The 24,619-nt window shown below is 67.0% G+C and carries 20 protein-coding genes; 8 read left to right on the top strand and 12 right to left on the bottom strand.

All coding sequences use genetic code 11. The features are described from left to right. Positions 1-122: 122 nt before the first annotated feature. Positions 123-1,583 (bottom strand): amidophosphoribosyltransferase, encoded by a 1,461-nt coding sequence (gene purF / locus SOM13_RS09925; protein WP_320479601.1) that lies wholly within the window; start codon positions 1,581-1,583, stop codon positions 123-125. 71 nt (positions 1,584-1,654) lie between these two features. Here purF and purM point away from each other — a divergent pair, with 71 nt between their 5' ends. Then, on the top strand, positions 1,655-2,779 hold the full coding sequence (purM, locus tag SOM13_RS09920; RefSeq protein ID WP_320479600.1) for a phosphoribosylformylglycinamidine cyclo-ligase: 1,125 nt from the start codon (positions 1,655-1,657) through the stop codon (positions 2,777-2,779). Positions 2,780-2,945: 166 nt separating this feature from the next. Here the strand turns inward: purM and SOM13_RS09915 are convergent, their stop codons facing one another. Together SOM13_RS09915 and SOM13_RS09910 are read right to left on the bottom strand one after the other, a co-directional pair. Continuing rightward, positions 2,946-3,389 carry a VOC family protein gene (locus tag SOM13_RS09915; RefSeq protein ID WP_320478424.1) on the bottom strand — a complete coding sequence of 148 codons (444 nt, stop codon included), beginning with the start codon at positions 3,387-3,389 and terminating at the stop codon, positions 2,946-2,948. 12 nt (positions 3,390-3,401) lie between these two features. Beyond that, the gene (locus SOM13_RS09910; protein ID WP_192060854.1) at positions 3,402-3,599 is read right to left on the bottom strand and encodes a DUF3073 domain-containing protein; all 198 of its coding nucleotides are present in this window, start codon (positions 3,597-3,599) and stop codon (positions 3,402-3,404) included. 217 nt (positions 3,600-3,816) lie between these two features. Between SOM13_RS09910 and SOM13_RS09905 the strand changes: the two genes are divergently transcribed. Next, on the top strand, positions 3,817-4,368 hold the full coding sequence (locus SOM13_RS09905; protein WP_320479599.1) for a VanZ family protein: 552 nt from the start codon (positions 3,817-3,819) through the stop codon (positions 4,366-4,368). On the opposite strand, the gene SOM13_RS09900 is transcribed toward SOM13_RS09905, so the two are convergent. The 4 genes from SOM13_RS09900 to SOM13_RS09885 all read right to left on the bottom strand — a co-directional run bounded on the left by SOM13_RS09900 (position 4,349) and on the right by SOM13_RS09885 (position 8,504). Continuing rightward, positions 4,349-5,017, bottom strand: a complete 669-nt coding sequence (locus SOM13_RS09900; RefSeq protein ID WP_341850028.1) for a glycosyltransferase — start codon at positions 5,015-5,017, stop codon at positions 4,349-4,351. The genes SOM13_RS09905 and SOM13_RS09900 overlap by 20 nt on opposite strands. Positions 5,018-5,472: 455 nt before the next feature. Then, positions 5,473-6,414 (bottom strand): hypothetical protein, encoded by a 942-nt coding sequence (locus SOM13_RS09895; RefSeq protein WP_320479597.1) that lies wholly within the window; start codon positions 6,412-6,414, stop codon positions 5,473-5,475. Next, entirely contained in the window at positions 6,414-7,064 is a 651-nt protein-coding gene (locus SOM13_RS09890; protein WP_320479596.1) for a low molecular weight phosphatase family protein, read from the bottom strand. Before SOM13_RS09890 ends, SOM13_RS09895 begins: the two co-directional genes overlap by 1 nt. A 3-nt stretch (positions 7,065-7,067) precedes the next feature. Then, complete coding sequence (locus SOM13_RS09885) at positions 7,068-8,504, bottom strand: polysaccharide biosynthesis tyrosine autokinase (protein ID WP_320479595.1); 1,437 nt, start codon at positions 8,502-8,504, stop codon at positions 7,068-7,070. 303 nt (positions 8,505-8,807) lie between these two features. On the opposite strand from SOM13_RS09885, the gene SOM13_RS09880 reads away from it, so the two are divergent. After that, a complete protein-coding gene (locus SOM13_RS09880) occupies positions 8,808-10,598 on the top strand; it encodes a hypothetical protein (protein WP_320479594.1) in 1,791 nt (596 codons plus the stop codon). Positions 10,599-10,608: 10 nt separating this feature from the next. Here the strand turns inward: SOM13_RS09880 and SOM13_RS09875 are convergent, their stop codons facing one another. Next, positions 10,609-11,100, bottom strand: a complete 492-nt coding sequence (locus SOM13_RS09875; protein WP_320479593.1) for a DapH/DapD/GlmU-related protein — start codon at positions 11,098-11,100, stop codon at positions 10,609-10,611. Positions 11,101-11,370: 270 nt separating this feature from the next. Here SOM13_RS09875 and SOM13_RS09870 point away from each other — a divergent pair, with 270 nt between their 5' ends. From SOM13_RS09870 to SOM13_RS09850, 5 genes are all read left to right on the top strand, one after another. Next, complete coding sequence (locus SOM13_RS09870; RefSeq protein ID WP_320479592.1) at positions 11,371-12,513, top strand: glycosyltransferase; 1,143 nt, start codon at positions 11,371-11,373, stop codon at positions 12,511-12,513. Between the two features lie 288 nt (positions 12,514-12,801). Continuing rightward, entirely contained in the window at positions 12,802-14,715 is a 1,914-nt protein-coding gene (locus tag SOM13_RS09865; protein WP_320479591.1) for a glycosyltransferase, read from the top strand. Further along, positions 14,615-15,967, top strand: a complete 1,353-nt coding sequence (locus SOM13_RS15355; RefSeq protein ID WP_341850027.1) for a hypothetical protein — start codon at positions 14,615-14,617, stop codon at positions 15,965-15,967. Before SOM13_RS09865 ends, SOM13_RS15355 begins: the two co-directional genes overlap by 101 nt. A 33-nt stretch (positions 15,968-16,000) precedes the next feature. Further along, entirely contained in the window at positions 16,001-17,203 is a 1,203-nt protein-coding gene (locus SOM13_RS09855) for a lipopolysaccharide biosynthesis protein (RefSeq protein WP_320479589.1), read from the top strand. A gap of 10 nt (positions 17,204-17,213) precedes the next feature. Beyond that, positions 17,214-18,536: an O-antigen ligase family protein gene (locus SOM13_RS09850; protein WP_320479588.1), complete on the top strand. Its 1,323-nt coding sequence runs from the start codon at positions 17,214-17,216 to the stop codon at positions 18,534-18,536. A gap of 9 nt (positions 18,537-18,545) precedes the next feature. Here SOM13_RS09850 and SOM13_RS09845 read toward each other — a convergent pair whose 3' ends face one another. The 4 genes from SOM13_RS09845 to SOM13_RS09830 form a co-directional block, all read right to left on the bottom strand. Further along, positions 18,546-20,036 (bottom strand): sugar transferase, encoded by a 1,491-nt coding sequence (locus SOM13_RS09845; RefSeq protein ID WP_320479587.1) that lies wholly within the window; start codon positions 20,034-20,036, stop codon positions 18,546-18,548. Positions 20,037-20,270: 234 nt separating this feature from the next. Beyond that, on the bottom strand, positions 20,271-21,332 hold the full coding sequence (locus tag SOM13_RS09840) for an LCP family protein (RefSeq protein ID WP_320479586.1): 1,062 nt from the start codon (positions 21,330-21,332) through the stop codon (positions 20,271-20,273). A gap of 207 nt (positions 21,333-21,539) precedes the next feature. After that, positions 21,540-23,804 (bottom strand): amino acid permease, encoded by a 2,265-nt coding sequence (locus SOM13_RS09835; protein ID WP_320479585.1) that lies wholly within the window; start codon positions 23,802-23,804, stop codon positions 21,540-21,542. Positions 23,805-23,948: 144 nt separating this feature from the next. Continuing rightward, the gene (locus SOM13_RS09830) at positions 23,949-24,575 is read right to left on the bottom strand and encodes a hypothetical protein (protein WP_320479584.1); all 627 of its coding nucleotides are present in this window, start codon (positions 24,573-24,575) and stop codon (positions 23,949-23,951) included. Positions 24,576-24,619 lie beyond the last annotated feature (44 nt).

The raw sequence follows: 24,619 nt of genomic DNA, 5'->3' as shown, positions 1-24,619 counted from the left end.
CGGTCAGCCTAGGGAGACCGACGGGGTCGCGACCACCGCCTCCCGGGGGAGATGCGGGTGAAGACGACCCGCGCCTCCTCGGTGGGGGAGGAGGCGCGGGTCGGTCGATCGGGGACGGGCGACTAGCTGAGCTGGTTGGCCTCGACCCAGGCGAGGTACTCGGGGCTGACCGTGCCGGTGACGTACTCGCCGGTGAAGCAGCTCATCTCGAGTTCGGTGACGTCGCTGCCCTCGATGATGGCGGCCTGCATGTCGGCGACCTCTTGATAGATGAGGTGGTCGGCGCCGAGCTCGCGGGCGATCTCGGGGATCTTGCGATCGTGGGCGACGAGCTCGTGACGGGTCGGCATGTTGATGCCGTACACGTGGGGGAACCGCACGGGAGGCGCGGCGGAGGTGAACGTGACCTCGTTCGCCCCGGCGGCGCGCGCCATCTCGACGATCTCTCGCGAGGTGGTGCCGCGCACGATCGAGTCGTCGACGATCAGGATGTTCTTGCCCTTGAACTCGCTCGACATCGCGTTCAGCTTCTGCCGCACGGAGCGCTTGCGCTCGGCCTGCCCCGGCATGATGAACGTGCGGCCGACGTAGCGGTTCTTGTAGAAGCCCTCTCGGTACTCGATGCCGAGCTTCTGCGCGACCTGCATGGCGGCGGGCCGCGACGAGTCGGGGATCGGCATGACGACGTCGATGTCGCCGGTGGGCGCGTAGGTCGCGATCGTGTCGGCCAGGCGGTTGCCGAGTCGGAGGCGCGCGTCGTAGACCGAGATGCCGTTCATGATCGAGTCGGGGCGCGCGAGGTAGACGTACTCGAACGAGCAGGGGATCAGGCGGGGGCTCGCGTGGCACTGCTTCGACACCATCTCGCCGTCGAGCGAGATGAAGACCGCCTCGCCGGGGGCGACGTCGCGGACGATCTCGTAGCCGCCCGACTCGAGCACCAGCGACTCGGAGGCGGTGATCCACTCTTCGCGGACGCCGTCGGCCGCGAGACGACGACCGAGCACCAGCGGGCGGATGCCGAACGGGTCGCGGAAGGCGAGCAGACCGTGCCCGGCGATCATCGCGATCGCGGCGTACGAGCCCTGCACGCGCTCGTGCACCCGCGACACCGCGGCGAAGATCTGATCGGGGTCGAGGTCGCTGCCGTTGACCTGCTCCTGCAGCTCGTGCGCCAGCACGTTGACGAGCAGCTCGGTGTCGCTGTTCGTGTTGAGGTGACGGCGGTCGACGTGGAACAGCTCGCTGGTCAACTCGCGCGTGTTCGTCAGGTTGCCGTTGTGGATGAGGACGATGCCGTACGGGGCGTTTACGTAGAACGGCTGCGCCTCTTGCTCGTTGCTCGCGGCGCCCTTGGTCGCGTAGCGCACGTGACCGAGCCCCATCGTGCCGAGCAGGGCGCGCATGTCGCGGGTGCGGAAGCCCTCGCGCACCTGCCCCCTGGTCTTGTGGATGTGGAAGATGCCGCGCTCGGCGGTGGCGATGCCGGCGCTGTCCTGGCCGCGGTGCTGCAGCAGGAGGAGCGAATCGTAGACGAGTTGATTTGCTGGCTCGTGCGCGACGAGACCGACGATGCCGCACATGCGGATCTGGCTCCAGACCGTAGAGTTGGGGTTACCGCGTCAGTCTAGAGCGACACCGAATGGATGAACGAATGGCGACCTCCGAAGCCCCCTCGACCAGCGCCTCCTACGCCGCGGCGGGTGTCGACACGGCGGCGGGAGACCGCGCAGTCGAGCTGATGAAGGCCGCCGTGAGCGCCACGCACGGCCCGGGCGTGGTCGGCGGCGTCGGCGGATTCGCCGGCATGTTCGACGTCTCGTTCCTGAAATCGTTCGACCGCCCGCTGCTCGCCACCTCGACCGACGGCGTCGGCACGAAGGTCGCCATCGCGCAGGCCCTCGACAAGCACGACACCATCGGGCAGGACCTCGTGGGCATGGTCGTCGACGACATCGTCGTGGTCGGCGCCCGCCCCATGATCATGACCGACTACATCGCCTGCGGCCGGGTCGTCCCCACCCGCATCGCCGCCATCGTCGAGGGCATCGCCCGCGCCTGCAGCGAGACGGGCACCGCCCTGGTCGGCGGCGAGACGGCCGAGCACCCCGGGCTGCTCGGCCCCGACGACTACGACGTCGCGGGTGCCGCGGTCGGCGCGGTCGAGGCCGATCGCCAGCTCGGCCCGCACCTGGTCGGCGACGGCGACGTCGTGCTCGCCCTCGCCTCGTCGGGGCTGCACTCGAACGGCTTCTCGCTGGTCAGGCACATCCTCGCGTCGCGCGATCTCGGCTACACCGACACCGTCGACGAGCTCTCGGGCACCCTCGGCGAGGCGCTGCTCGAACCGACCCGGCTCTACACGTCGCCCCTGCTGCGGGTGCTCGACGACCCGGCGCTCGCCGGGGCCGTGCACTCGCTCAGTCACGTGACCGGCGGCGGCATCGCGGCGAACCTGGCGCGTGTGCTGCCCCGCGGTTCGTGGACGGACGTCGATCGCGCGACCTGGTCGCCGGCACCGGTGTTCCGCGTGCTGAGCGACCTGGCCGGTTCGACCCTCGAGTCGAGCGAGGGCACCTGGAACCTCGGCATCGGGATGATCGCCGTGGTCTCGGCCTCGCAGGCGGCCGCGGTCTCGGCCGCGCTGGTCGCCGACGGCATCGACACGTGGCGGATCGGCACGGTCTCGACGGCCGTCCGCGACCTGTCGGGCTTCGAGCAGGGAGCGAAGGGCGTCGACGGAGGCGCGGTGCGGCTGGTCGGGGCCTACGCCGGCTGATCCGGCCGGTCGCCGACCGATCCGGCCGGCCGCCGACCGACCCGGCCGGTCGCCGACCGACCCGCCGGTCGCGCTGGTCGTGCTCGGCTGGACGACGAACGCCCGCGCCGCTGATGCGGGGCGGGCGTCGTGCTGTGTCGAGGGGGAGGCGCGGCGAGCGGGCAGCCTAGGAGGCGCGGCGTGCGCCGAGCACGCAGAACTCGTTGCCCTCGGGGTCGGCGAGCACGACCCACGACACGTCGGACGTCTGGCCGACGTCGGAGCGGGTGGCCCCGAGCTCGAGCAGGCGGGCGACCTCGGCGTCTTGATCGTCGGGTCGGAAGTCGAGGTGCAGGCGGTTCTTGAGGGTCTTGCCCTCGGGAACGCGCACGAAGAGCAGCCCCGGCAGGGAGTCGGGGCTGCTGCGGATCTCGGGTTCGTCGTCGCCGCTCGGCGACACGACGACCCAGCCGAGGGCGTCGGCCCACCAATGGGCGAGCGTCGCCGGCTCGAGGGCGTCGACGACGACCTGCTCCCATTCGAGCGACGGGCGCGCGATCGGACCGCCGGGCGAACCCGTCGTGTCGACGGGTGTCGTGCCGTCGTCCGCCGAGGATCCGTCGATCGTCATGACCAGGCGACCCTAGGCGGTCTTGTTCTGGTCGTGATCGACGTCGTACTCGTCGTCGATGTCGTCGGCCCACTTGTCGACGTATTCGTCGCCGGAGTCGCTCTTGGTAGCCAGCTCTTTTTCGAGTGCACCGTAGTTGGTGTCAGGGCTGAAGTACTTCAGCTCTCTGGCGACCTTGGTGTGCTTGGCTTTTTGACGGCCGCGCCCCATGCGTGACCCCCTCTGAATTCGGCCCGGAAGCGGTGTCGGACGAACCGGGTACAGCCGACTGATGACAGTTGCAAAACTGGACCGATCTTAGCATGTACCCCATGAGTCACCTGTGCCGTCTGGCGCGGGGTCTCGAGCGCTCAGGCGGGGTCTGCCACGATTGCTCGAAACACCGTCGGGTCAGCGCAGCTCACGACGCCCGACGAGAGGCGAGACCATGACCCGACCGACGCTGCGCGCCTCATGGGCGAGTCGGACCATCGCGATCTTCGCCCTCGCCCTCTACGGTCTCGCGGTCGCGCTGGTGGCCTTCTGGCCCTCGCCTGTCGACCAGGGGGCGCGCCCGCTGATCAACCGGGGCCTCGCGCTGCTGCACCGCCGGGGCGTGCCGGAGTCGTTCGACTACAACGCCCTCGAGTTCATGGCCAACATCGCCTTCTTCGTGCCGATGGGTCTGATCGTGGTGCTGCTGGTCGGCGGCCGGCGCTGGTGGCTCGGCGGGCTGGTCGGCATGTCTGGCAGCGTCGCGGTCGAGCTCGGGCAGCACTTCTTCCTCCCGTCGCGCTTCGCGACCGTCGACGACGTCATCGCCAACACGGCGGGCGCCGTGGTCGGGTCGATCGTCGGCGTGATCGCCCTGTGGATGCGCCGCTCGAGCCGGGTGGCGAGGAGGCGCGCGCGGCTCCAGCGACGCCGGTCGCGCGATCAGGTGGCTACCGGCGAGGGCTCGGTGGAGGCCGCGGGGACTCTCAGCGACTCCCGCTCGTGAGCGCCGTCCGCCAGTAGTCGGCGGTGGCACGGGAGGGTGCGTAGCGCGAGAGGGCCGCACCCGGAGTCCAGGCGGTGTCGACGGCTGAGGAGCCGTCAGCGAGCACGCGTAGGCATTCTGCCAACTCAGAGACGTCGGACAGGATGGTGCCGCGACCGGCCTCACGGACGATCTCTGCGGGGCCCGAGCGGTCGAGGACGACCGGGAGCGCACCGTGAGCGAGGGCCTCGACGATCGAACGTCCGAAGGCCTCCTGGTGCGAGAGATTGACGATGACGTCGCACGCTCGGGCGTAAGGCCCGATGTCAGGGACTCTTGGCAGTAGCGCCGAATCAGTACTCAGTGCTGCGATACGAGCCCCGCAGTCGGCCTCGTAGGTAGACTGCTCGTCCGTGGGCGCGCCGCCTACGACCGTCAGCTCGATCAGGCCGGGTGTGAGCGATTCGACGGCGGAGACGAGGTCCATCACTCCCTTGTGAGGGGCGATCTGACCGAACATGCCTACTCGAAGCGGACGACCGGAATTGCGGAGACGCGGGGCCACCGGGCTATCGGCTGCTGGTACGGGTCGAGGCACGACCGTCACGCCGTCGCGCGGTGTCAACCCATACCGAGCGAGCACGTGATGCGATGGCGCGAGCACCTGCATAGACGCTGAGGCCATTCCCCGCACGATGCGATTGACGATACCTCCACTGAAGTCGTCGTGCAGATCTAGGAGAAAGGGACGGCGCGCGGCCCTGGCCCCGAGGATGAACTCCGGGCACTGCCACAGACTGAAGCCGAGAACCGCATCGTGGCGACCCGCGACACGGCGAGCGCGCCAAGCTCCTCGCAGGATCGACCAACCCTCCTCGAGTCTCTGTCGCGGAGTCGAGGTGCGGAAGCTCCCCGAACGAAGCGCCGGATGGTCTGCGAATTCGTACGCCTCGATCGACACTCGGTCGGGCGCGTCGATGTCGAGGAGTGGCGACGAGGTCGATACGAGGACCGTCGCCTGCCACTGCTCGGGGAGGTCGCGAAGCAGTTGAATCAGAGTGGCCTCTGCCCCCCAGCTGGAGGCGGACTCGGTGACGACCAGAAGGGAGCGATGTGGCTGAACGCTCACGCCCACGTGGCGCCACCGTCGGTCGAGACGACGACGGTGTCGGCGACCTGGAGCCAGATACTGTCCTGAGTTCCCGAGACCCGGATGTCAGCACCTTCAAGTGAGTCCGGCGTCGACTCGTAGCAGCCCAGTACCGCCGGGGTGAGGTCGGCTGCGCTCAAAGTCGACACCTGGACGCCTGCGCAGCCGTCGCGACCGATCTGGGCCACGACGTAGCCACCCACTCCGGTGGACGTGGCCATGGCACCAGCGAGGGGTGATGGCGTGCCCCAGGTGCCCCCCCCGTCGCTGGTGTGGAAGAACGTCCGATCCGAACAGATGACAGCCGCGGAGAGCCTGTCCAGGCCCACAACGTCGACGACGTCCGAGCATGGTGCCGTCTGTACGCCTGCCGGGCTGTGCAGGGTTCCATCTGCCGTGTTGAGGTACCAGACGCCGAGCAGTTCGTCGGGGTAGCTGCCGAAACCTGTGCCCGAGGTGTAGGTCGCGGTGAAATTCGCCTCGCACGCGTCGTTGAGCCCAACCATGTACGCGTACGTGTCTGATGTGGCCGCGAACTGGGTCACGGACCGCAGCGTAGTGGTGACGGGGTTGCTCACCCACGACACCCCGGAATCGATGGATTTCTCCAGGTTCGGCGCTTCACCTGCCGCGCAGTCGCCCGCATTGATCCGGTACGCCGTCGAGGCGTCGATCGCGGAGAGGTAGCCTGCGGGACTTGTCAGTGGCTCGAGATCGGGGAGGGGTGTCGGGGTGGCGGTCGGTGACGACGAGGTCGTCGCGACCGGCGCGACTGAGGCCGTGCCGCCATCGCTGCCCTGCTCCGAGAGGGCGAGCCCGACGAGCGCGACATCGACGACGACGAAGACGGCTACAGCGGCGATCCAGATCTTGCGGCGCCCAGCGGTTCCGCGGCGGCGTCGTTTATCGGCGGCCATCAGAGAGCCTCGGACGGCGTGATGAAGGCGGCGCGTCTCAAGATCGCGACGATGATGTCCGAGGCCGGGACCAGCTGGCGGGCGGACTCGTCGAACACCTCATCGGACTGTCGGTAAGGGTCGACGACGTCCTCCTCTTCGAGGTCGGAGGGTATCGTGACGGCGCCCCGTCTCGACGCGACGAGGGCCACCAGCTCGCGAAGTCGGCTGGGAACCTCATCGAGGGGCAGACGGGCGATATCACCTAGATCCGCATCGGTGATGCCGGCCGCGAGACGGGCGAATTCGCGCAACGTGAATGTGTAGCGGGACGCTCTCGGATGAAGGGTCACTACGGATCGACGGTGTTCCCTGGCCAGCCCGAAGACGAGGTCGGCTTGAGCGACATGCGTCTCGACTAGGAATTTCGCAGAGTGCTTGTCTGGGTCGGCACCCCACGTGCGAGCCATCGTGACGGCTTGCGCGGGCATTCTGTCTCCATCTCGCGCGTGGGTGCCGGCACTGTCCACCGTGAGACGGGGCACTTCGGCGAGCTGTGCGCGCAGATACTGCTCGGCGAAAGGAGAGCGGCAGATGTTTCCGGTGCAGACCGTCAAGATGCCGAAGTCCCCGCCGGGTCGATCGAAGAGGCCTTCGAGAGAGAGTGACATGTTCTAGCGGCTCCGCACGTTGGGCGTGGACGAGTCCTTAGGCACCTGAGTGTCGATGTTCACGTTGTCCTGGTCCATGCCGTAGTACGAGCCGTAGTTTCCGTAGCCGTAGGCGTCAGGTCCCTTCGTGGGAAGCATCGTCATGACGATGCCCATTACCTTGCCGCCGATGTGCTCGAGGGTGCGAAGAGCCGACTCCAACTCCTGACGCGTCGTCCGGCCAGCGGCGGCGACGACGATGGCTCCGCCGGTGAGCTTCGAAAGGATCGCCGCATCGGTGACCGGTAGCAGGGGGGGAGCGTCGATCAGCACATAGTCGAAGGACTGGCTCAGCGTGCTGAGCAGCGAGACCATCGCCTTCGAGCCGAGCAGCTCGCTGGGGTTCGGAGGGATGCGGCCGGCAGGAAGGACGAAGAGGGTGCCACGGCCCCAGGGCTGAAGGACGTCCTTGAGGTCGGCACGTCCGATCAGCACGTCGGTGAGACCGACGGCCCCCTCGAGGCCCATCGTGTCGGCAAGACGCGGTAGCCGCAGGTCACCGTCGATCACGGCAACGGTGGCGCCGCTCTCTGCGAGAGCGACAGCCAGGTTCGAGGTGGTCGTCGTCTTGCCCTCGCCAGGAAGCGAGGACGTCATGACGAAGCACCTGTTGGTGGACTCGAGGTTGACGAACTGCAGATTGGTTCGGAGGGAACGGAACGACTCGGCTCGGGGATTGCGAGGGTCGACACTCACGATGAGCGGGCGTTTCTTGGCGTCGGGGTCGAAGCTGATGCCACCCAGGATCGGGGCTTCGGTGACGTTCTCGATGTCGTGGCTGCCGTGGATCCGCGTGTCGAGCGTGGCGCGCAGGACTGCGAGACCGATGCCGAGCGCGAAGCCGATCAGCAAGCCGAGCGCGAGGTTCAGGGTCGTCCGAGGGCTGGAAGGCTCGGTTGCGGCGACCGCAGGCTCGATAGTCGCGATCTTGACCAGGCTAGGACCTGCCCCGTTGGGAGATTCGAGGTCGTCTTGGACGACGGTGGCGAAGCTCGTCCCCACGGCGTTGGCGATATCGGCGGCTCGTACGGCTGAGGTGTCTTCAACGGTGATGTTAATCAGAACCGTGTTTACGGGAGATTCAGCCGTCACGACGGCCGCGAGCTCGGGGGCCGTCAGGTCGAGACCGAGGTCGTCGATGACGGGCTGCAGAACGCTCGTGCTGGTGACGACATCGACATAGGAACGGACCTTCTGCTGGGCTGCGCTGCTGCCCTGCACGAGGTCGCTGGCACTCGAGGCGTCGGAGGTCTGGACGCTCACGAAGAGCTGGGTGGACGACACGTACTTGGGAGTGGCGATGATCGACACCAGGGCACCCGTGGCGACCCCGAGGAGCACCAACGTCAAGATGAGGAGCCAGCCCTTACGGAGGATCCTGATGTAGTCACGCAGCTCCACGTGGCAGTCCTGTTCTCTCGGTCAGCAGGAACACCCGACCGGGCCCCCGTTCGCCCCATGTCGTCTGTGGCGCCTGACAACCGATGTCGGTACGCGACTACGAGACGTGGGTCGACCTCAATAGTTGCACATGGGGAGACTGGGCAACGGCAGGAGCGTGACTGTCACGCACGTTACAAGCTTGATAACGAGACAGCGTTCCGCAGCGTCGCTGTGGTGATCCGTGCATTTCTCACGCATCATTAGGACTCGACACCGGTCGACCATCAGATGAGCGACCGACCGGCGACTAAGGGGTTCACAGTGAAGAAGCGAGACCGCGACGCATCCGAGACTGAATCGGGCCTTCTCGCTCGTCGGGCACTGCTGGGCACTGCGGCTGTCGGTGCCGTGGCCGCGGTCACGACGAGTAGGCCACAGGAGGCACAGGCGGCGGAGACCGCGACGACAGTGTCAGTGGCAGACCTGCCCGAAGGCGCCAGGACGAGGGCTCTGGTCACGACGGAGGCCGAGAAGACCAAGCAGTTCGGAACGTACGCCCAAAGCGAGACGGTGATCAACGTTCGAGACCTCTACATGGCCTCGGACGGGACCGTCGCATTCCCCGGAACGACGAGTGCTGTGCCCAACTACACGCGGGCGATGACGCGTGCTCTAGCCGTGGCTGGAGCAGCAGGCTCGTTGTCGACAATAGGGTTCCCGGCGGGATCGTTCGTCATGGAGCCATTCGTCGTCAACAGGCCCATCCGTCTTGTGAGCCTCGGCTCGGACACTTCCAACCACGGTACGGCGACGGTCGGCCCACCCGCCAGCACCGCGGCTAATGCCGCGAAGGTGTACGGCGGAGCCCAGATCTGGCGGGCGGGGTCGTCGACAGCTCCGATGATGACCGTGAACGCTGCCGGCGTCACGGTTGAGGGAATCTCGTTCAACGGGTCGGGTCGCACGGGCGGCGGGATCCTCGTCAAGTACGGGTTCGAGCTGCGCATGTTCCGAGTGCGGGTGATCAACGCCCTGGGCGTGGGGCTGCAGATCGATCGTGCCAACAATGCGCTCTTCCACCACGTGATGATCGATCGATGTGGAGTGGCCGGGCAGTCATCGTCCGTCGTGATCAACTCGGCGGACCTCGAGGGGGAGGCAGCACCGTACGCGCGGACAAACACCCTGGACATCATGGGCCTCACGATCGAGCAGAACCGCCATACGGCCCTCGAGATCGGCGTGGACGCCTCGAGGAACGTAGCTGCCCGTGACCAAGCGCCTGAGTACCTCCGCTTCACCGACCTGCACATCGAGTCGGCCTCGGCCGCGAGTGAGAACGAGTTCCTGCCGAACGTGCCGGTCGTGGCGATCGGCGTCGTCACGTCGCTCACGTTCGTCAACCCGTTCGTCTATGGGGGGCCATCGCCGCTCATCCGGCAGGAGGAGCCGACCACCCGTCCGAACCGGAGCGAGGGCGTGACGATCATCGGTGGGACTCTCCGTGGTCAGTACCCGCCGGATGGCGTGTCCAAGACCCTTGTCGAGCTCGTTCGCGGCAACTATTTCAAGATGCTGGGTGTTCGACTGCTCCAATACGGTCCGAACGACAGCCCCGTGGTCTTCCAGCAGGGCTTCCGCGATAGCGCCCTCGTCGACTCCACGACGGAGATTCCGACCCGACTCGGAGTGCCCCCCATCTCGGACCGGCGGGGAGTCCTCGTTTCGCCCTCGTTGCAGACCATCCACGGCAAGCTCCGGGCTATGGACCACATCATCGCGGCTCAGCCGTCTGCCGTCGTCGTTCGTCCTGCCGGCTCGAACGTGACGGACCGTATCGCCGTCAACGGCGCCAATGACTCCCGCGGGAAGATCATCTTCGTGACCTCGGGCTCACCGGCCGCCGGAATGCAATTAAAGATCTGGCTGTCGAGGCGCTATACGACGGGTCTCCCCGTCGCCATCGTCGCCCCGACAGACGAGCGCAGTGCGGCGGCCAGGCCCTATCTGATCGTCCGCGACGATGCATCGTCAACGTGGATCGAGGTCTACTTCGCCTCGGCTCCGCCGTCCAATGCCACGATGGGTATCAATTACATCGTGATGGGCTAGTGGACGTCGACTACGACAGCGTCTTGTGCTCGCGTGCGGGTCGACCGTAGGCGGTCGTGTTCGCACGGACATCAGTGAGGACCAGGCTGCCGGCACCGACGACCGCGCCCGTGCCGATGGTCACGCCGGGCAGGATGGTGGTATCCGCGCCGATCCATGCGCCATCCTCGATGGTGACCGGGGCGTTCGTCAGCGGGCCAGCACGGCGTTCGGACGACCCGAGGTCGTGCGAGCCGGTGATCACCATCACTCGCGGACCGATGTCGACCTTCGTGCCGATGCTAACCGGTGCGCTGTTATCGAAATAGCAACCCTCGTTGATGAACGTGTCACGTCCGATCGAGATGCGTGTTCCGCCGAAGAAGGTTCCTGCGCGCACGAACGAGGGTTCGATTGTCAGCCCCAGCATCCGGAGGATCCGCCAGCGGTGAGAGATGGGGATGATGCGGGCCCCTGCAATCGAATTCAAGCCGATGTCACGAGCGATTCTCAAAAGTCCCATGCGGGGATCCTAGGTCCGTCTCCCTCCACCCGGGGTGCGCGAGAAGGACCAGCAGCCCTCGAGGCCCGACCATCGCCGCGCTTCTCGATAGAATTCGTGATCGAGCGTTGTTATGACGCATGACACTCGATGTTGCGCGCCACACGGCGTGTGCCGTTTTTGACGATGCGATCAATTCGTCGCCTGGGGGATCTTGATGACTATCACTGCGCTGACGACGAGCAGGCAGCCGGTCTGCGGTCGGATCCTCACGACGACGCTGGAGGCAGCATGACCGACGCAACCCCCTCTCTGGGAGCGATGACCGTAGCCGTTATCGGCACGAGGGGCTACCCGAGCTACTACGGAGGTTTCGAGACCGCCGTTCGTCGCATCGCTCCCCATCTGGTCGATGAGGGGTGGGGTGTCACCGTCTACGGGCGGCCGGGTACGACGCGCGATGACGACGCCCTACGCGATCGACGCATCCTGAGCGTCACCACCTGGGGAGTGGAGTCGCAGTCGCTCAGCACACTCTCGTATGGGCTCTCGTCTGTTCTTCATGCTGTCCGGACCAAGCCCGACGTGGCGCTGGTGATGAACGTCGCTAACGGCTTTTGGTTGCCCCTGCTGAAGCTCCGGGGCATCCCCACTCTCGTGAACGTCGACGGCATCGAATGGGAGCGGGCCAAATGGGGCCGTCTGGCGAAGACCATGTTCCGGTGGGGTGCTCGCGCTACAGCCCGATGGGCCACGGGTCTGGTCTTCGACGCGCAGGCAATCGGATCGCGCTGGCTAGACGACTTCGGCCGGGATGGCTTCTTCATCCCCTATGGCGGGGACGCGGCTGGCAACCTGCCCGTCGAACCCGGTCTCACTCATCGCGGTTACGTGCTCGTCGTCGCCCGCTTCGTGCCGGAGAACACCATCCTCGAGTTCGTCGACGCCGCAGTGTCGCTGTCCAAGACCCATGACGTCGTGATCGTCGGCTCGAGCGGCTACGGAGGAGAGGTGGAGGAGCGCGTTCAGGGGCTGGCAGAGAGTGAGGAACGGGTGCGCTGGCTGGGTCATGTCAGCGATGACGCACGACTGCATTCACTGTGGCAGCACGCTGGCGCGTACTTCCACGGACACAGCGTGGGTGGCACCAACCCCGCGCTCGTCCAGGCGATGGCGCTGGGGGCGCCGATAGTCGCGCGCGACACCGTCTACAACCGGGAGGTCCTCGGTGATGCAGGGGAGTTCGTGTCTCCCGACGCCGACAGCATCGCTCGAGGTATCGACCAGGTCATGACTGACTCGCGACGCCAGGATGCCTTAGCTGCCCGAGCGCTGAAACGTGGACGAGCGGAATACACGTGGGAGGGCGTCTGCCGCGCTTACGAGAGCGCCCTTCTCGCCGTCCAATCGGCTTCGACTCGGAGGAAGCTCTAGATGGCCTCGAACGATGAGTTCTCTCGGCGGTCCCTGACCATCCTGTTCGACGGATACTGGTGGGTGGATGGGCCGACGGCGAACAGGTCGGTCCAGCGTGATCTGATCCTCTCGTGGGTCGAGGCGCATCCTGACGATGACATCGTGATCGCCGTGCGTCGTTCGCACGACCTCACGGCAGGGGGCGCCTTGCCGCCCAACGTCCGTACCGTGGAGACTCGTCTCTGGCCTCATGCCGTCTCGAACGCGATCGAACTTCCGTCGCTCGCGCGACGGGTCGGGTCTGACGTGACCATCGCCCACAACTTCGCGCCCCTCGTGGGGCCATCGGTCGTCTTCGTGCACGACCTGCTCTTCGAGGATCACCCCGAGTGGTTCAGCGCCTCTGAACGTGCCTATTTTGCCCTCATGCCGCTCACGCTCGGCTTCGCCGATGTCGTCGTGACTTCGACCGCGGTCGAGAGCCGACGGATAGAGCGTCTGCATCCCGGTCTCGCGCCCGTGGGGACGATCGGTCTGGCCGTCCCGCGTAACCTGGCGGCCGCCGAGAGTCGGCGTCCGGACGAGGACCTCCGCCCCGGCGGGTTCGTCCTCTGCGTGGGACGTCTCAACGCGCGGAAGAACCTCGAGACGGTGATCCGTGGAGTGGCACTCTCCAACTCCGTCGACGCTGATGCCCCCCTGGTCGTCGTCGGCAGCGCCGAGCACTCCGGCGCGGGATCAGATCTGTCTGACGACTTCCGCGCACTCCGCGACGCCGGCCACCTGAGGTTCCTGGGCCGTGTCGACGATGAGGGTCTGAAGTGGCTCTATGAGAATGCGCGCGTCACCGTGTACCTCTCGCGCGACGAAGGATTCGGCCTGCCCCCCATCGAGGCCACGGCCTTCGGCTCGCCTGTCATCGTGAGCGATATCCCCGTCTTGCACGAGACGTTGGGTGACTCCGCTCAATTCGTCGATCCCTCCGATGCGGTGGAACTCGCGGCTGCCCTGGACGAGCTGGACGGTGATCCGGGTCGTCCGAAGTCCTCAGGATCGATGGGCGTGCGACACTCATGGGCGGACACCACCGAGCGACTTCGGCGTTCCCTGCCGTGGGGGCGAATGGGTCGCGGAGAGACTCGATCGGCACGACCGGATCGGAGAATCCTCTACTACCGGATCCACGACTCGGACTACCCACGGAACCGCCTCATTCGGGAGCATCTCGGTTCGCGTCCCGTCGACATCCGCATCGTGCCCAAGAGCTCCCGGTCGGGCAAACTCCGACGCATGTCCCATGATCTCGGTCGACTCTTCCGGAACGCGAGAGGCGCAGACGTCATCATCGTGGCCGAGATGTCTCTCACCCATGTGCCGTTCGCCTGGCTCGCCTCACGACTCGTCCGAGCTCGTCTCGTCGTCGATGGATTCGTCGGTCTCCACGAGACCGCCATCGGAGACTGGAAGCTTGCTGCCGCGCACTCGTTCCGGGCACGACGACTCGCCTTCCAGGACTGGTTGGCCATCCAGCTGGCAGACGTCTATCTGACCGACACTCGGCTGAGGGCCGACCTGATCCGAGCGAGGAAGAGGACGTCCGGCTTGGTAGATTCACTGCCCGTCGGCGCCCCCGCCTGGGCTCGCCCGGCAATCGCGCCACGAGCCTCCGGCCCGCTGCGGGTGCTCTATTACGGCAACTACATCCCCCTGCACGGGCTCGATCTCGTGGTCGAGTCTCTGGCTCTAGCATATGAGGAACGCGAGATGGCGGTTACCTTCATCGGTGAGGGAGACCGGCGCGCCGCAGTGGAGAAGCGGGTCGCCGAGTCGGGGCTGGGGAACGTGGTCGCCTTCCGAGACTCAGTTCCCGAGCGTGAGCTGTTCGAAAGGATCTCGGAGAGCGACGTGGTGCTGGGGATCTTCGGTGGGTCCGCCAAAGCGCAGTCCGTTATCGCCAACAAGGTGTGGCAGGGCCTGGCCTGCGAGCGTCTCGTCATCACTCAGCGGTCCGAAGCGCTGGCCGAGCTGCGGAACCTCGTTGGCCGTCATCTGCTCGAGACGGACCCGGGAAGCGCTCGCTCGCTGGCAGACGCTCTCGTGTCCGCGACACCGAGCGCCGGTGACGGAACGACGACCCACCGTCTCTCGGCCTACGTCGAGGGCGAGTTCTCACGAGTCGTCGGCGAGGCGCTGGACACGAGTGGGGGTAGCCGTGCTTGAGCGCGTCACGCGTCAGGTGGCCAGGAAGTCGGAGTTCGGGCAGCTCCTGCTCGCTCAACGGAGGCACGCGAGATTCGTCGCGGACCGGCTCGGTGACGGTTGGGGCATATACCGGGGACTGGCTCCGACGAGCACTTCCCTTGCTGCCCTGAGGATCGACGACGACGCTCCTGGCCGGGTGTCGATCCTCGTTCCGAGTCTCGCTCCGGGTGCGGTCTTCGCAGGAATCCGCACCGCTCTAGCGGCGGCATGCGCGCTTGCGGCACGACTCGGGCGTCCGCTGCGGATCGTCACATTCGGCGTCCCCATGCGCGGGACGGAGGAGGACGTCGTCGACCGGCTCCTCCGTGCGGAACTGGGTTACAGCGGACCGCGCGTCGTGTTCACGTCCGTGTGGGCGCGGGAAGAGCTCGTCGCCCCCGCCTCTGAGATCTGGATCGCCACTCACTGGGGGACCGCACATGCGCTGGACGTGGCTTGCAAGATCGGCGTGATCGCACCCCGTTCGGTCGTCTACCTCGTCCAGGATCATGAGCCGAGCTTCTATGCGAGCTCGAGCGACTCCGCCCTGGCCCAGGCCACCTATCATGCGGGCTTCCAGATCGTCGTCAACTCGGCCCCGCTCGCCGCCGCGCTCCGAGCGCGCGAGGGAATCGACGTCGGCCTTGAGCGCATCTTCCGCCCCGAGCTAGACGAGGCCCGTCTCGCGGCGGTCGGCGCCTCTGCGCATCCGACCGGACCGCTCGTCGTGAACTTCTATGCTCGACCGTCGAAGCCCCGCAACGCCTTCTCGATAGGAGTAGCCGCGCTCAAGGTCGCCGCCGCCCGGCTGGAGGCCGAGGGCATCCACGTCGAGTTCCGCTCGATGGGCGACGTGCATCCCACCGTTCGATTGACGGCCGGCCAGAGCATCGCGGGCCTGGGGAAGCTCAGCTGGCAGGGCTACTTCGACGAGCTCGCGAAGACGGACGTGCTGCTGTCACTCCAGATGAGTCCGCATCCGTCCCACCCGCCACTCGACGCGGTCGTCGGGGGAGGATGGGCTGTGACCAATGAGGTGGACGGGTCGCGCGCCGATCTGAGCCCGCGCCTCCTGGCCGTCGTGCCCGACCCCGGGGCGTTGGCCGAGGCCATCGTCGTGGCCGTCCGATCGGCCCGGACCGCGGAACGGTCCTTCGATGGGCGGTTGCTGGCCTCACTCGGTGATCGTCTCGACACGGTGATGACGAGGGTCGCAGATGACCTTGGTTGATCCGCAACCCCCGTCGTGGTGGAGGGGGGGTCGATGAGACACGTCTGGAAGCTCGCCCTCTACATCGCCATACCTTCGCTCAGCGCAGCAGCTCCACTGATCGTCATCCCGGCGATCACCTCCACCCACGGGGCGACTGGCTGGGCGAGCGTCGCAGTGGCCCTCGCCATCGGAAACGCCGGTGCCGTCCTCGCTGAACTCGGCTGGGGAGTCGTCGGACCGCAGCGGGTGGGTCGCGAGCCTGACAACCGGTCGCGAATCTACGCCGAGTCACAAGCCTCCAAGGGGATCGCCGTCGCGGTTCTGGCTCCCTTGTCGGCGCTCGCCGCGTACCTGGTGGTGGGAGAGGACAAAGGCCCAGCTGCCCTGCTCGCCTTCGCTCTCGTGTCGGCAGCGATCAGTCCGAGCTGGTACTTCATCGGCACGGGGAGGCCCAGCTTCGTGCTGATGGCAGACACCGTGCCCCGCGTGGTGCTGTCGATCGCGGCCGCTCTGGTCATCGCGGGAGGCGGCAGTCTCTGGTTCTATGGAGCGAGCCTCCTCATCGCCGCACTCGTCAGCTATGTGCTCGGGAACCGGCTCGGGCATCTGCCGATGGTCCAACGCCTAGTGAGCACGAAAGACGCCGTCGGCATCATGCGGCATCAGTCGGTCGTCATCCTGGGGCGAGGCGTCAGCACCGTGTACACGGCCCTGCCTGCGGCCTTCCTCGGGGTCGTGAGCCCGGCATCGGTCGCGACGTTCGCTGCAGTGGACCGCCCGATGCGCATGGGGCTGAACGTGCTCTCCGCTCTCCCCACCCGGCTGCAGAGCTGGCTCGGCCATCCCGACGAGGCCCTGGCCCTCTCTCGGAGCCGAAAGTCCATCCTGCTCAATCTCGGTCTCGGTCTGTTCGCCGGCTCCGTCTTCTTCGTCGCGATGCCGATCGTCGTCCCGGTGCTGTTCTCCAACACGATCACGGTCGATTCGGCCCTCGCTCTACTCGGCGCCGTCCTGGTGTTCCTCATCTGCGCTTCACGGGGGATAGGGCTGTCACTCGTGTCGGCGGGTTCGCCGAACTCCATCACATACGCGGTCATCGCGGCGGCGAGCGTCGGCCTGGTCGGTATCTTCACTCTCGGGAGCCTCTGGGGCACGGTCGGCGCTTTCATCGCGTTGATCGTCGCCGAGACCACGGGATTGATGGTGCAGGGAGCGTTCCTCGTGCGACGCTGGCGGAAGCTGACAACGAAATGAGTACTTCTCCATGTTGATCGCCATCGTTATCGCAGCGCTCGTCCTCGGGTGGTTGTTCCTCTTGGCCGTCGTCCCCCAGGATCGCATCGCGGGTGTCGGTGTCGGGCTTGTGACGGCCCTGTTCTTCCTCGCCTCCTCCCCTTCCGTGCCGGAGGCCGTCCGTGACATCACGCTCATCGGCGGTCTCGTACTGCTGGCCCTCGCCGCGCTATCTAGGCCGTGGCCCAGGAGCTTGACCCACCCGGTGGTCCTGCTCGTCTTCATCTTCTACGTAGTCTCGATCGTGTCGACCCTGATCGTCTTCCCGTCCGCCCTGAATGCGGTTCTGCGTTTCGCGGCCCTCGCGGTTATCGCCGCCGTCGTCGTCTCGCAGTTCACTCGTCGAGACGTGCTGGCCCTCGTCAAGTTCCTCGTCGGTTTCGCGGTCTTCCAGGTCGCCCTCGGTGTCGTCGAGGTCGCTGTCCTCGGCAAGCCTGTCCTCTGGGGTTACGGGGCCCTGCCCAGCGGTCTGCCGGCGCTCTACCCGAACACGCTCCTAGGAGAGCAGGTGCTGCGCGTGCAGGGCACGGCCGGGCACCCGATCCCCTACGCGATGCTGTTGGCCGTCGCGTTCGTCATCGTCCTACATCTGCACGATGAGTGGCGTCTCCGGTTCCGACTGGGCTTGCTGTCGATCCTGACGGTAGGTCTCGTCCTCTCGGGGACCCGGAGCGCTCTGGTGGCCGTCGCGATCGTCCTAGCGGTCAAGCTCGTCACCACACGCTCTGAGAAGCGCATCCTCTCGGTCTTCGCCGTCGGCGTCGCCGCGGTCATCGTCGTCGTCCTCCTCGGAAGCTCCATCGCTGACGCCTACCGGGAGTTCACCGGGACAGGGTCGTTCTACAACCGAGTCGGAGCCCTGGCCTCCGTTCCGGCCCTGCTCGCGCGCGACCTCCGTGAAGTCCTGTTCGGATCGGGCGTCGGATCGGAGGCCTCGCTCTTTGGGCGTGGGTTCTTGCAGCAGAACGGCTTCAACATCGTCGACAATCAGCTCGTCACGACGCTGGCGACCGGTGGAGTCATCGGCCTCGTACTGCTGCTGCTCATCATCGGAGTCGCCGTCAAGAGAAGCGATCCCCTGACACGTGCTCTCATCATCGTCATGGTCGTCGCCATGTTCTCGTTCGACTACCTGCGGTGGTTCAGCATGATCATGCTGCTTATCGTCGTCGTCGCCCTTCCCTCGGCGTCGAGCGGATACTCCGATGAGAGCTTCTCCCAGGAGACGACCCGCTTGGTCAAGGCCCGCGACCGCAGGAAGAGCGAGAAGGCTCGGCTCCAGCTGACGCTCTAGTCGTGGAGGTTAGTAGGCACCGCTTCCACGGAAGACGGCGCGTGCCGTGCGTCCGAGCAGGATCAGATCGTTGAGGACGGACCAGTTCTCGACGTAGTAGAGGTCCAGACGGACCGAGTCCTCCCAGGAGAGGTCGCTCCGGCCGCTGACCTGCCACAGCCCGGTGATGCCGGGACGGACCAGGAAGCGGCGAAAGTTGTGCTTTTCGTAAGCTTTTGTCTCGGCGTCGAGAGGCGGGCGCGGGCCGACCAGGGACATCGTGCCGTTCAGCACGTTGAACAGCTGCGGCAGCTCGTCGAGGCTGTACCGGCGGAGGAACGCACCGACCCGGGTGACCCGCGGATCGTTCTTCATCTTGAACAGGACCTGGTTGCCGGCATCGCGCTGTTCCGCCTGGAGCTTCGCCAACTGCGCCTCGGCGTCCACCCGCATGGATCGGAACTTGAACATCGTGAAGGTCTCGCCGCCGAGACCCACCCGCTGCTGGCGGAAGATGATCGGCCCGCTCGAGGTCGACGCCACGGCGATCGTGATCGCCAGCAGGACAGGTGACAACAGCACGACGGCCAGCCCGGCCGCCACCCGGTCCATGGCCGTCTTCGTCCACGCCTTGCGACCGGCGAACACCGGTGACTCCACGTGGATCAACGGCAGGCCGGCCACGGGGCGGGTGTGCATCCGCGGCCCCGCGATATCGGTCAGTGCGGGGGCCACGATCAGCTGCGTACCCGACTCCTCCAGCGACCATCCGAGTTGCCTCACCGCGAGAGGCGAGAGCTCGTCGCTGCTCGTGACGATGACGCAGTCGACGGGCTGCCGGGCGAGGACGGCCGTCACATCGTTGAGGCCGCCCGCGATGGGGACGCCCGCCGTGCCGATCGTGCTGCCTGACGTGCCGTGCGGCACGCAGGCCAGAACCGGACGGTAGCCGGCGGACGGCTGGCCCGAGAGATTGTCGGCCAGATGCTCGACGGAGTGGCGTGAGCCGACGAGGAGGGCCTTGGCCGAGTACTGTCCGACGCGACGCTGCGCGACGAGCCACTGCCGCCATCCCCACCGCGTGAGCACGAGGCCGACCGCGGCGACCGGGAACGACGTCAGCACGAAGCTGCGGCCCAGATCGAGCCGGAACACGACGGCGAAGATCGCGAACACCCCGAAGAGCATCAGCGACGACTCGAGGACGCGCTTGTACTCGAGAGTGCCCTGCCCGATGATGCGCGAGTCGCGGGTGCCGTAGGCGGTGAGGACGAGCAGCCAGGCGGCGAGCAGGAGGACGCTCACCACGGTGTGCCTCGTGGCGATGTCGCCCCAGGCCAGTCGGTCCGCCAGCGAGCCGATGTTCATCGCGTACCAGGTCAACTCGCCCGCCGCGACGGCGAAGAGGACGACGATCGTGTCGGTCAGTGTCAGACGCCGAGCGTAGTTGCGTGCCCAGGGCGCCGGGGCGTCACCTACGAGCCCATGTCGCAATGTCGATTCAGAGGCAGCAGTCGTCAACAGTCCTGTCCCCCTCGGGCAGTCTTCGAGTCAGCACACACGGGTATGAGCACGGATCAGCGCGCACGACGCATTGCGAACCACCGGATCGTGGCCGCGGCGTCAGCGCCCTGAGATTCCAATAGTAATGATCACTCAGCGATTGTTTGCAACCTCACGAAGTGGGGTACGGGTCGAGGTCCTCTCAAAGGCGGACATCCCTGATGGGAACGGCGCGCCTCCTCGGCCTCGTGATCAGCCCTGCAGGGTCGGCAGGTACGCGTCGAGGGTGTCGTTGGCCAGCGCGTCGCGGAGGCCCGGCATCTGCCCCTCGGCCTGCAGGACGACCGACTGGCCGCCGATCATCCCCGTGCCCGACGTCGGGATCGTGAAGAACTTGATGTTGTCGTTCTTCACGTCTCGCAGGCTGACGCCGAGCGACGCGATCGCCCCTGAATCGAGAGTGTCGTCGACCGTGAGGTAGTCGGAGACCGAGCCGACGAAGTTCGTGATCGCCCCGGGGTTGGTCAAGGTGTCGCGCGAGATCAGCTTGTCGGCGACCGCCTGGAGGAAGCGCTGCTGGTTCTCGACGCGGGTGTAGTCGCCGTCAGTGAACGAGTACCGCTCGCGCACGAAGTTCAGGGCGTCCTCACCCTCGAGGTGATTCGTGCCGACCTGGATCTGCGTGCCGCGTGCAGTGAAAGCCTTGTCGCTCACGACGTCGACGCCGCCGATGGCCGTGGTCATGCCTGAGAAGCCCTCGAAGTCGATGATCGCCACATGATCGATACGCGCACCGGTGAGCTGCTCGATCGTCTGCACGGTCAGCGGGGACCCGCCGAAGGCGAAGGCCGCGTTGATCTTGTTCTCGCCATTGCCCGGGATCGGGACCCACAGGTCGCGCATGATCGACATGACGTAGACGTTCTTCCGGTCGGCGTCGATGTGCATCAGCATCATCGTGTCCGTGCGCTGGTCGGAGGACGACGCGTCTTCGAGGTTGGTCTCGTCGCCTCGGGAGTCCGAGCCCATCAGGAGGATGTTCATGGCGCCGGTGGCCGAGGCCGTGGGGCGAGTCGACTCCTCGGGGAACGCTTCGGGCAGCGTCGTCGTGCGGTCGTCGAAGGTGCGCGCGAGGTTCATCGCGTAGAGACCCCCGGCCACGCCGACGATCACGAAAATGCCGACCAGGACCGATGCCACGACGATCAGCGTCTTGACCGGACGGGACATGCGCTTCTTGCGCCCACGACGGGTCTCGGGCTCGTGGCCGCGCTTGTTCTGCTCGTCAGGGCCGAAGTCGAAGATGTCGGTCATGTGTGGGGCTCCCAGGGGCGGCGATCGGTAGGTCGCCCGGTGTTGGCGTCCGATGAGCCTAACCGGAGGAGGTGCGGGGCCAGAAGGCGGGCCGCCCCCTGTTCGGGGGTCGAGCGCCCCGCGCAGCGACCCGGGTCGCAAGCATCGAGATGACTCGAAACGGGCCCTCGGCGGGTTGGGCTGCCCCGTTCGGGTCGTCTCGATGGGCTACTTCCGCTTGCGCGGCGCGGCTCCGGTCGAGTTGCGGGCGGCCGATCGGGCCTTCCGGGCCGCGGAGCCTCCGCCGCGCCTGCTCTTCGCCGAACCGGGAGCGCCCGGGGTCTGCGACGGGGCCGTCTTCGAGGGCTGCGCGTCGAGTCCGCGCTGCACCGCGCCTCCTTCGATCGCGGCTCCGGCACGCCCCGACGGGCCCGCGTCGGCGCCGAGCGAACCACCGGCGGCCTCCGACCGGCGACCGGCAGGCTCGAGCGGACGGCGCTGCACCGGCGTGGGACGGATCGGCTCGCCGCGGCGGTCCTGCCCGGGGATCGGCCGCGAGCGGCGTCCGTAGAGCACCTCCGACGAGTCGAGCAGCCACGGCACGAGCGAGATCGTCACGCCGTGCACGAGCATCAGCCGCTGACGGATGCGCCGGCTCTTGTGGTTGTGCAGCAGCGACTCCCACCAGTGGCCGACGATGTAGATCGGCGTGTAGACCGTCACGACCTCGCTGCCGTGCTCGTCGCGATGCGCCTTGATGTACTTGATCAACGGCATGCTGATGTCGCGGTACGGCGACGGCACGATCCGCAGCGGCACCTCGATGTTCTGCTCGGCCCACTGCCGCTGCAGCAGCGCCGTCGCCTCGTCGTCGATGCCGACGTGGATCGCCTCGAGCGACTCGTGCCGCGCCGCGATCGCGTAGTCGAGGGCCTTCAGCACCGGCTTCTGCATCGTGCCGACCAGCACGATCGCGTGATCGCCGTGCGAGCCGAACTGCGTGGTCGCGTCGGGCTCGATCTCGACCAGCACGTCGCGGTAGTAGCGGTTCACCCCGAGCATCAGCGTGAACAGGATCGGCATGATGACGAACACCAGCCAGGCGCCGTGCGTGAACTTCGTCACGGTCACGACGATGAGCACCGAGGCCGTCAGCAGCGCGCCGAACGCGTTGATGCCGCGGGCGCGGTAGACCGCGCCGCGATCGGCGCAGCCCTCGCGCAGCATCCGCGTCCAGTGCACGACCATGCCGGTCTGCCCGAGCGTGAACGACACGAAGACCCCGATGATGTACAGCTGGATCAGCCCGGTGACGCTCGCCTGGTAGACGAGCAGGATGGCGCAGGCGACCAGGGCCAGCACGATCACGCCGTTCGAGTAGATCAGGCGGTCGCCGCGGGTGTTCAGCGCCTTGGGCGCGTACTGGTCGCGGGCGAGGATCGACCCCAGCAGCGGGAACCCGTTGAACGCCGTGTTCGCCGCCAGCAGCAGCACCGCCGCCGTGCAGGCCTGGATGAGATAGAACGGGATTCCGAAGAGCGCGCCGCCGAAGACCGACGCCGCGATCTGCGCGATCAGGCTGCGCTGCGGCGTGCCCTCGCAGTCGACGAAGCCCTGCAGATCGCAGGCGTCTTCGGCGTAGTGCACCTTCGCGATCAGCGCCACGGCGACGAGGCCGGCGAACAGCACGATCGCGATGCCGCCCATCAGCACGAGCGTCTTCTGAGCGTTCTGCACCTTCGGGCGACGGAAGGCGGGCACGCCGTTCGCGATCGCCTCGACGCCGGTCAGCGCCGAGCAGCCGCTCGAGAACGCGCGCAGCAGCAGCAGGATGAACGCCGCCTGCGTCAGCTGATCGGTCTGCACCGTGTAGTCGGCGCTCTCGGCCACGGGCGGGTCGCCGAGGGCCGTGCGCACCAGCGCGATGACGATCATCACGAAGACGCTCGACACGAAGAGGTAGGTGGGGATCGCGAACGCCTTGCTCGACTCGCGGACGCCGCGCAGGTTGACCGCCGCCAGCGCGATGACGAAGAAGATCGCCAGCTCGACCCGGATCGGCGCCAGCTCGGGCACCGCCGAGATGATGTTGTCGACGCCCGAGGCCACCGAGACGGCCACCGTCATGACGTAGTCGACCAGCAGCGCGGACGCGACGACCAGGCCGGCCTTCTCGCCGAGGTTGCGGTGCGCGACCTCGTAATCACCGCCTCCTGAGGGGTAGGCCTTGATCAGCTGACGGTACGACGCGACCACGACGAGCAGCAGCACGACCACCGCGACCGCGACCCACGGCGCGAGCGTCAGGAACCCGAGCCCGCCGATCAGCAGGATCATCAGCAGCTCCTGCGGCGCGTAGGCCACGGAGCTGAGCGGGTCGCTCGCGAAGATGGGGAGCGCGAGGTGCTTGGGGAGGAGCTGCCCGTCGAGCTTCTCGGAGGGCAGCGGTTCGCCGATCAGCCACCGCTTCGGCGACCGGGTGTCGTTGGTCACGAGCGGCGACTCTACTCCGTGCCGAGGGCCTGTCAACTACTGCGGCGCCCCGGTTATTCCCCGGTCACGCGCCTGTTCACCGAACCGTCTCGTTCTGTGTGCTGCAGGTGGACAGGGGCGGGGCGGGAGCCGAGGAGGCGCGGGTCAGGTCGCGACGGCTGCAGGCGTCGATCCCGTGGTCGCCGCCACCGCCCGGCGACGCGCGAAGAGCGGCAGGGTGATGGCGACCAGGGGGCCGATCAGCAGAGCCTCGGCGGCCGTGCCGATGCCGACCTGCCCGCCGAGCAGCCAGCCGCCCGCCAGCACGGTCACCTCGATGGCGGTGCGGGCCACGCCCACCCGCCAGCCGAACCGCCGGTGGATGCCGAGCATCAGGCCGTCGCGCGGCCCGGGCCCGAAGTCGGCGCCGATGTAGAGCCCGCTCGCGACGGCGAGCAGCAGCAGCCCGCCCGCGAAGGTCAGCCCCTGCGCCCACCACACGCTCTGCTGCGGCAGCACGTGCAGCCCGAAGTCGGCGACCGGCCCGATCGACAGGGTGTTGGCGACCGTGCCGAAGCGCGGTCGCTGCTTCAACGGGATCCAGAGCAGCAGCACGACGAGGCTCGTCAGGAACGTCACGAGCCCGAAGCTGAGCCCCGTGTGCTTCGCGAGCCCCTGCGTCAGGACGTCCCACGGTGCGACCCCGATGCCGGCCCGCACCATCAGGGCGATGGCGAAGCCGTAGGCGAACAGGCCGACGGCGAGACGGAGGAGGCGGTGGATCAGGGGCATGACTCCGATCCAATCGTCGAGGTGGCCTGGTGGCAAGAGGCCAA

Source organism: Frigoribacterium sp. CFBP9030, assembly GCF_034045195.1.
In the GTDB taxonomy this organism is placed as follows: Bacteria; Actinomycetota; Actinomycetes; order Actinomycetales; family Microbacteriaceae; genus Frigoribacterium.
The sequence above is the reverse complement of the archived record's forward strand: the minus strand, read 5'-3'. Positions and strand labels throughout refer to the sequence as shown.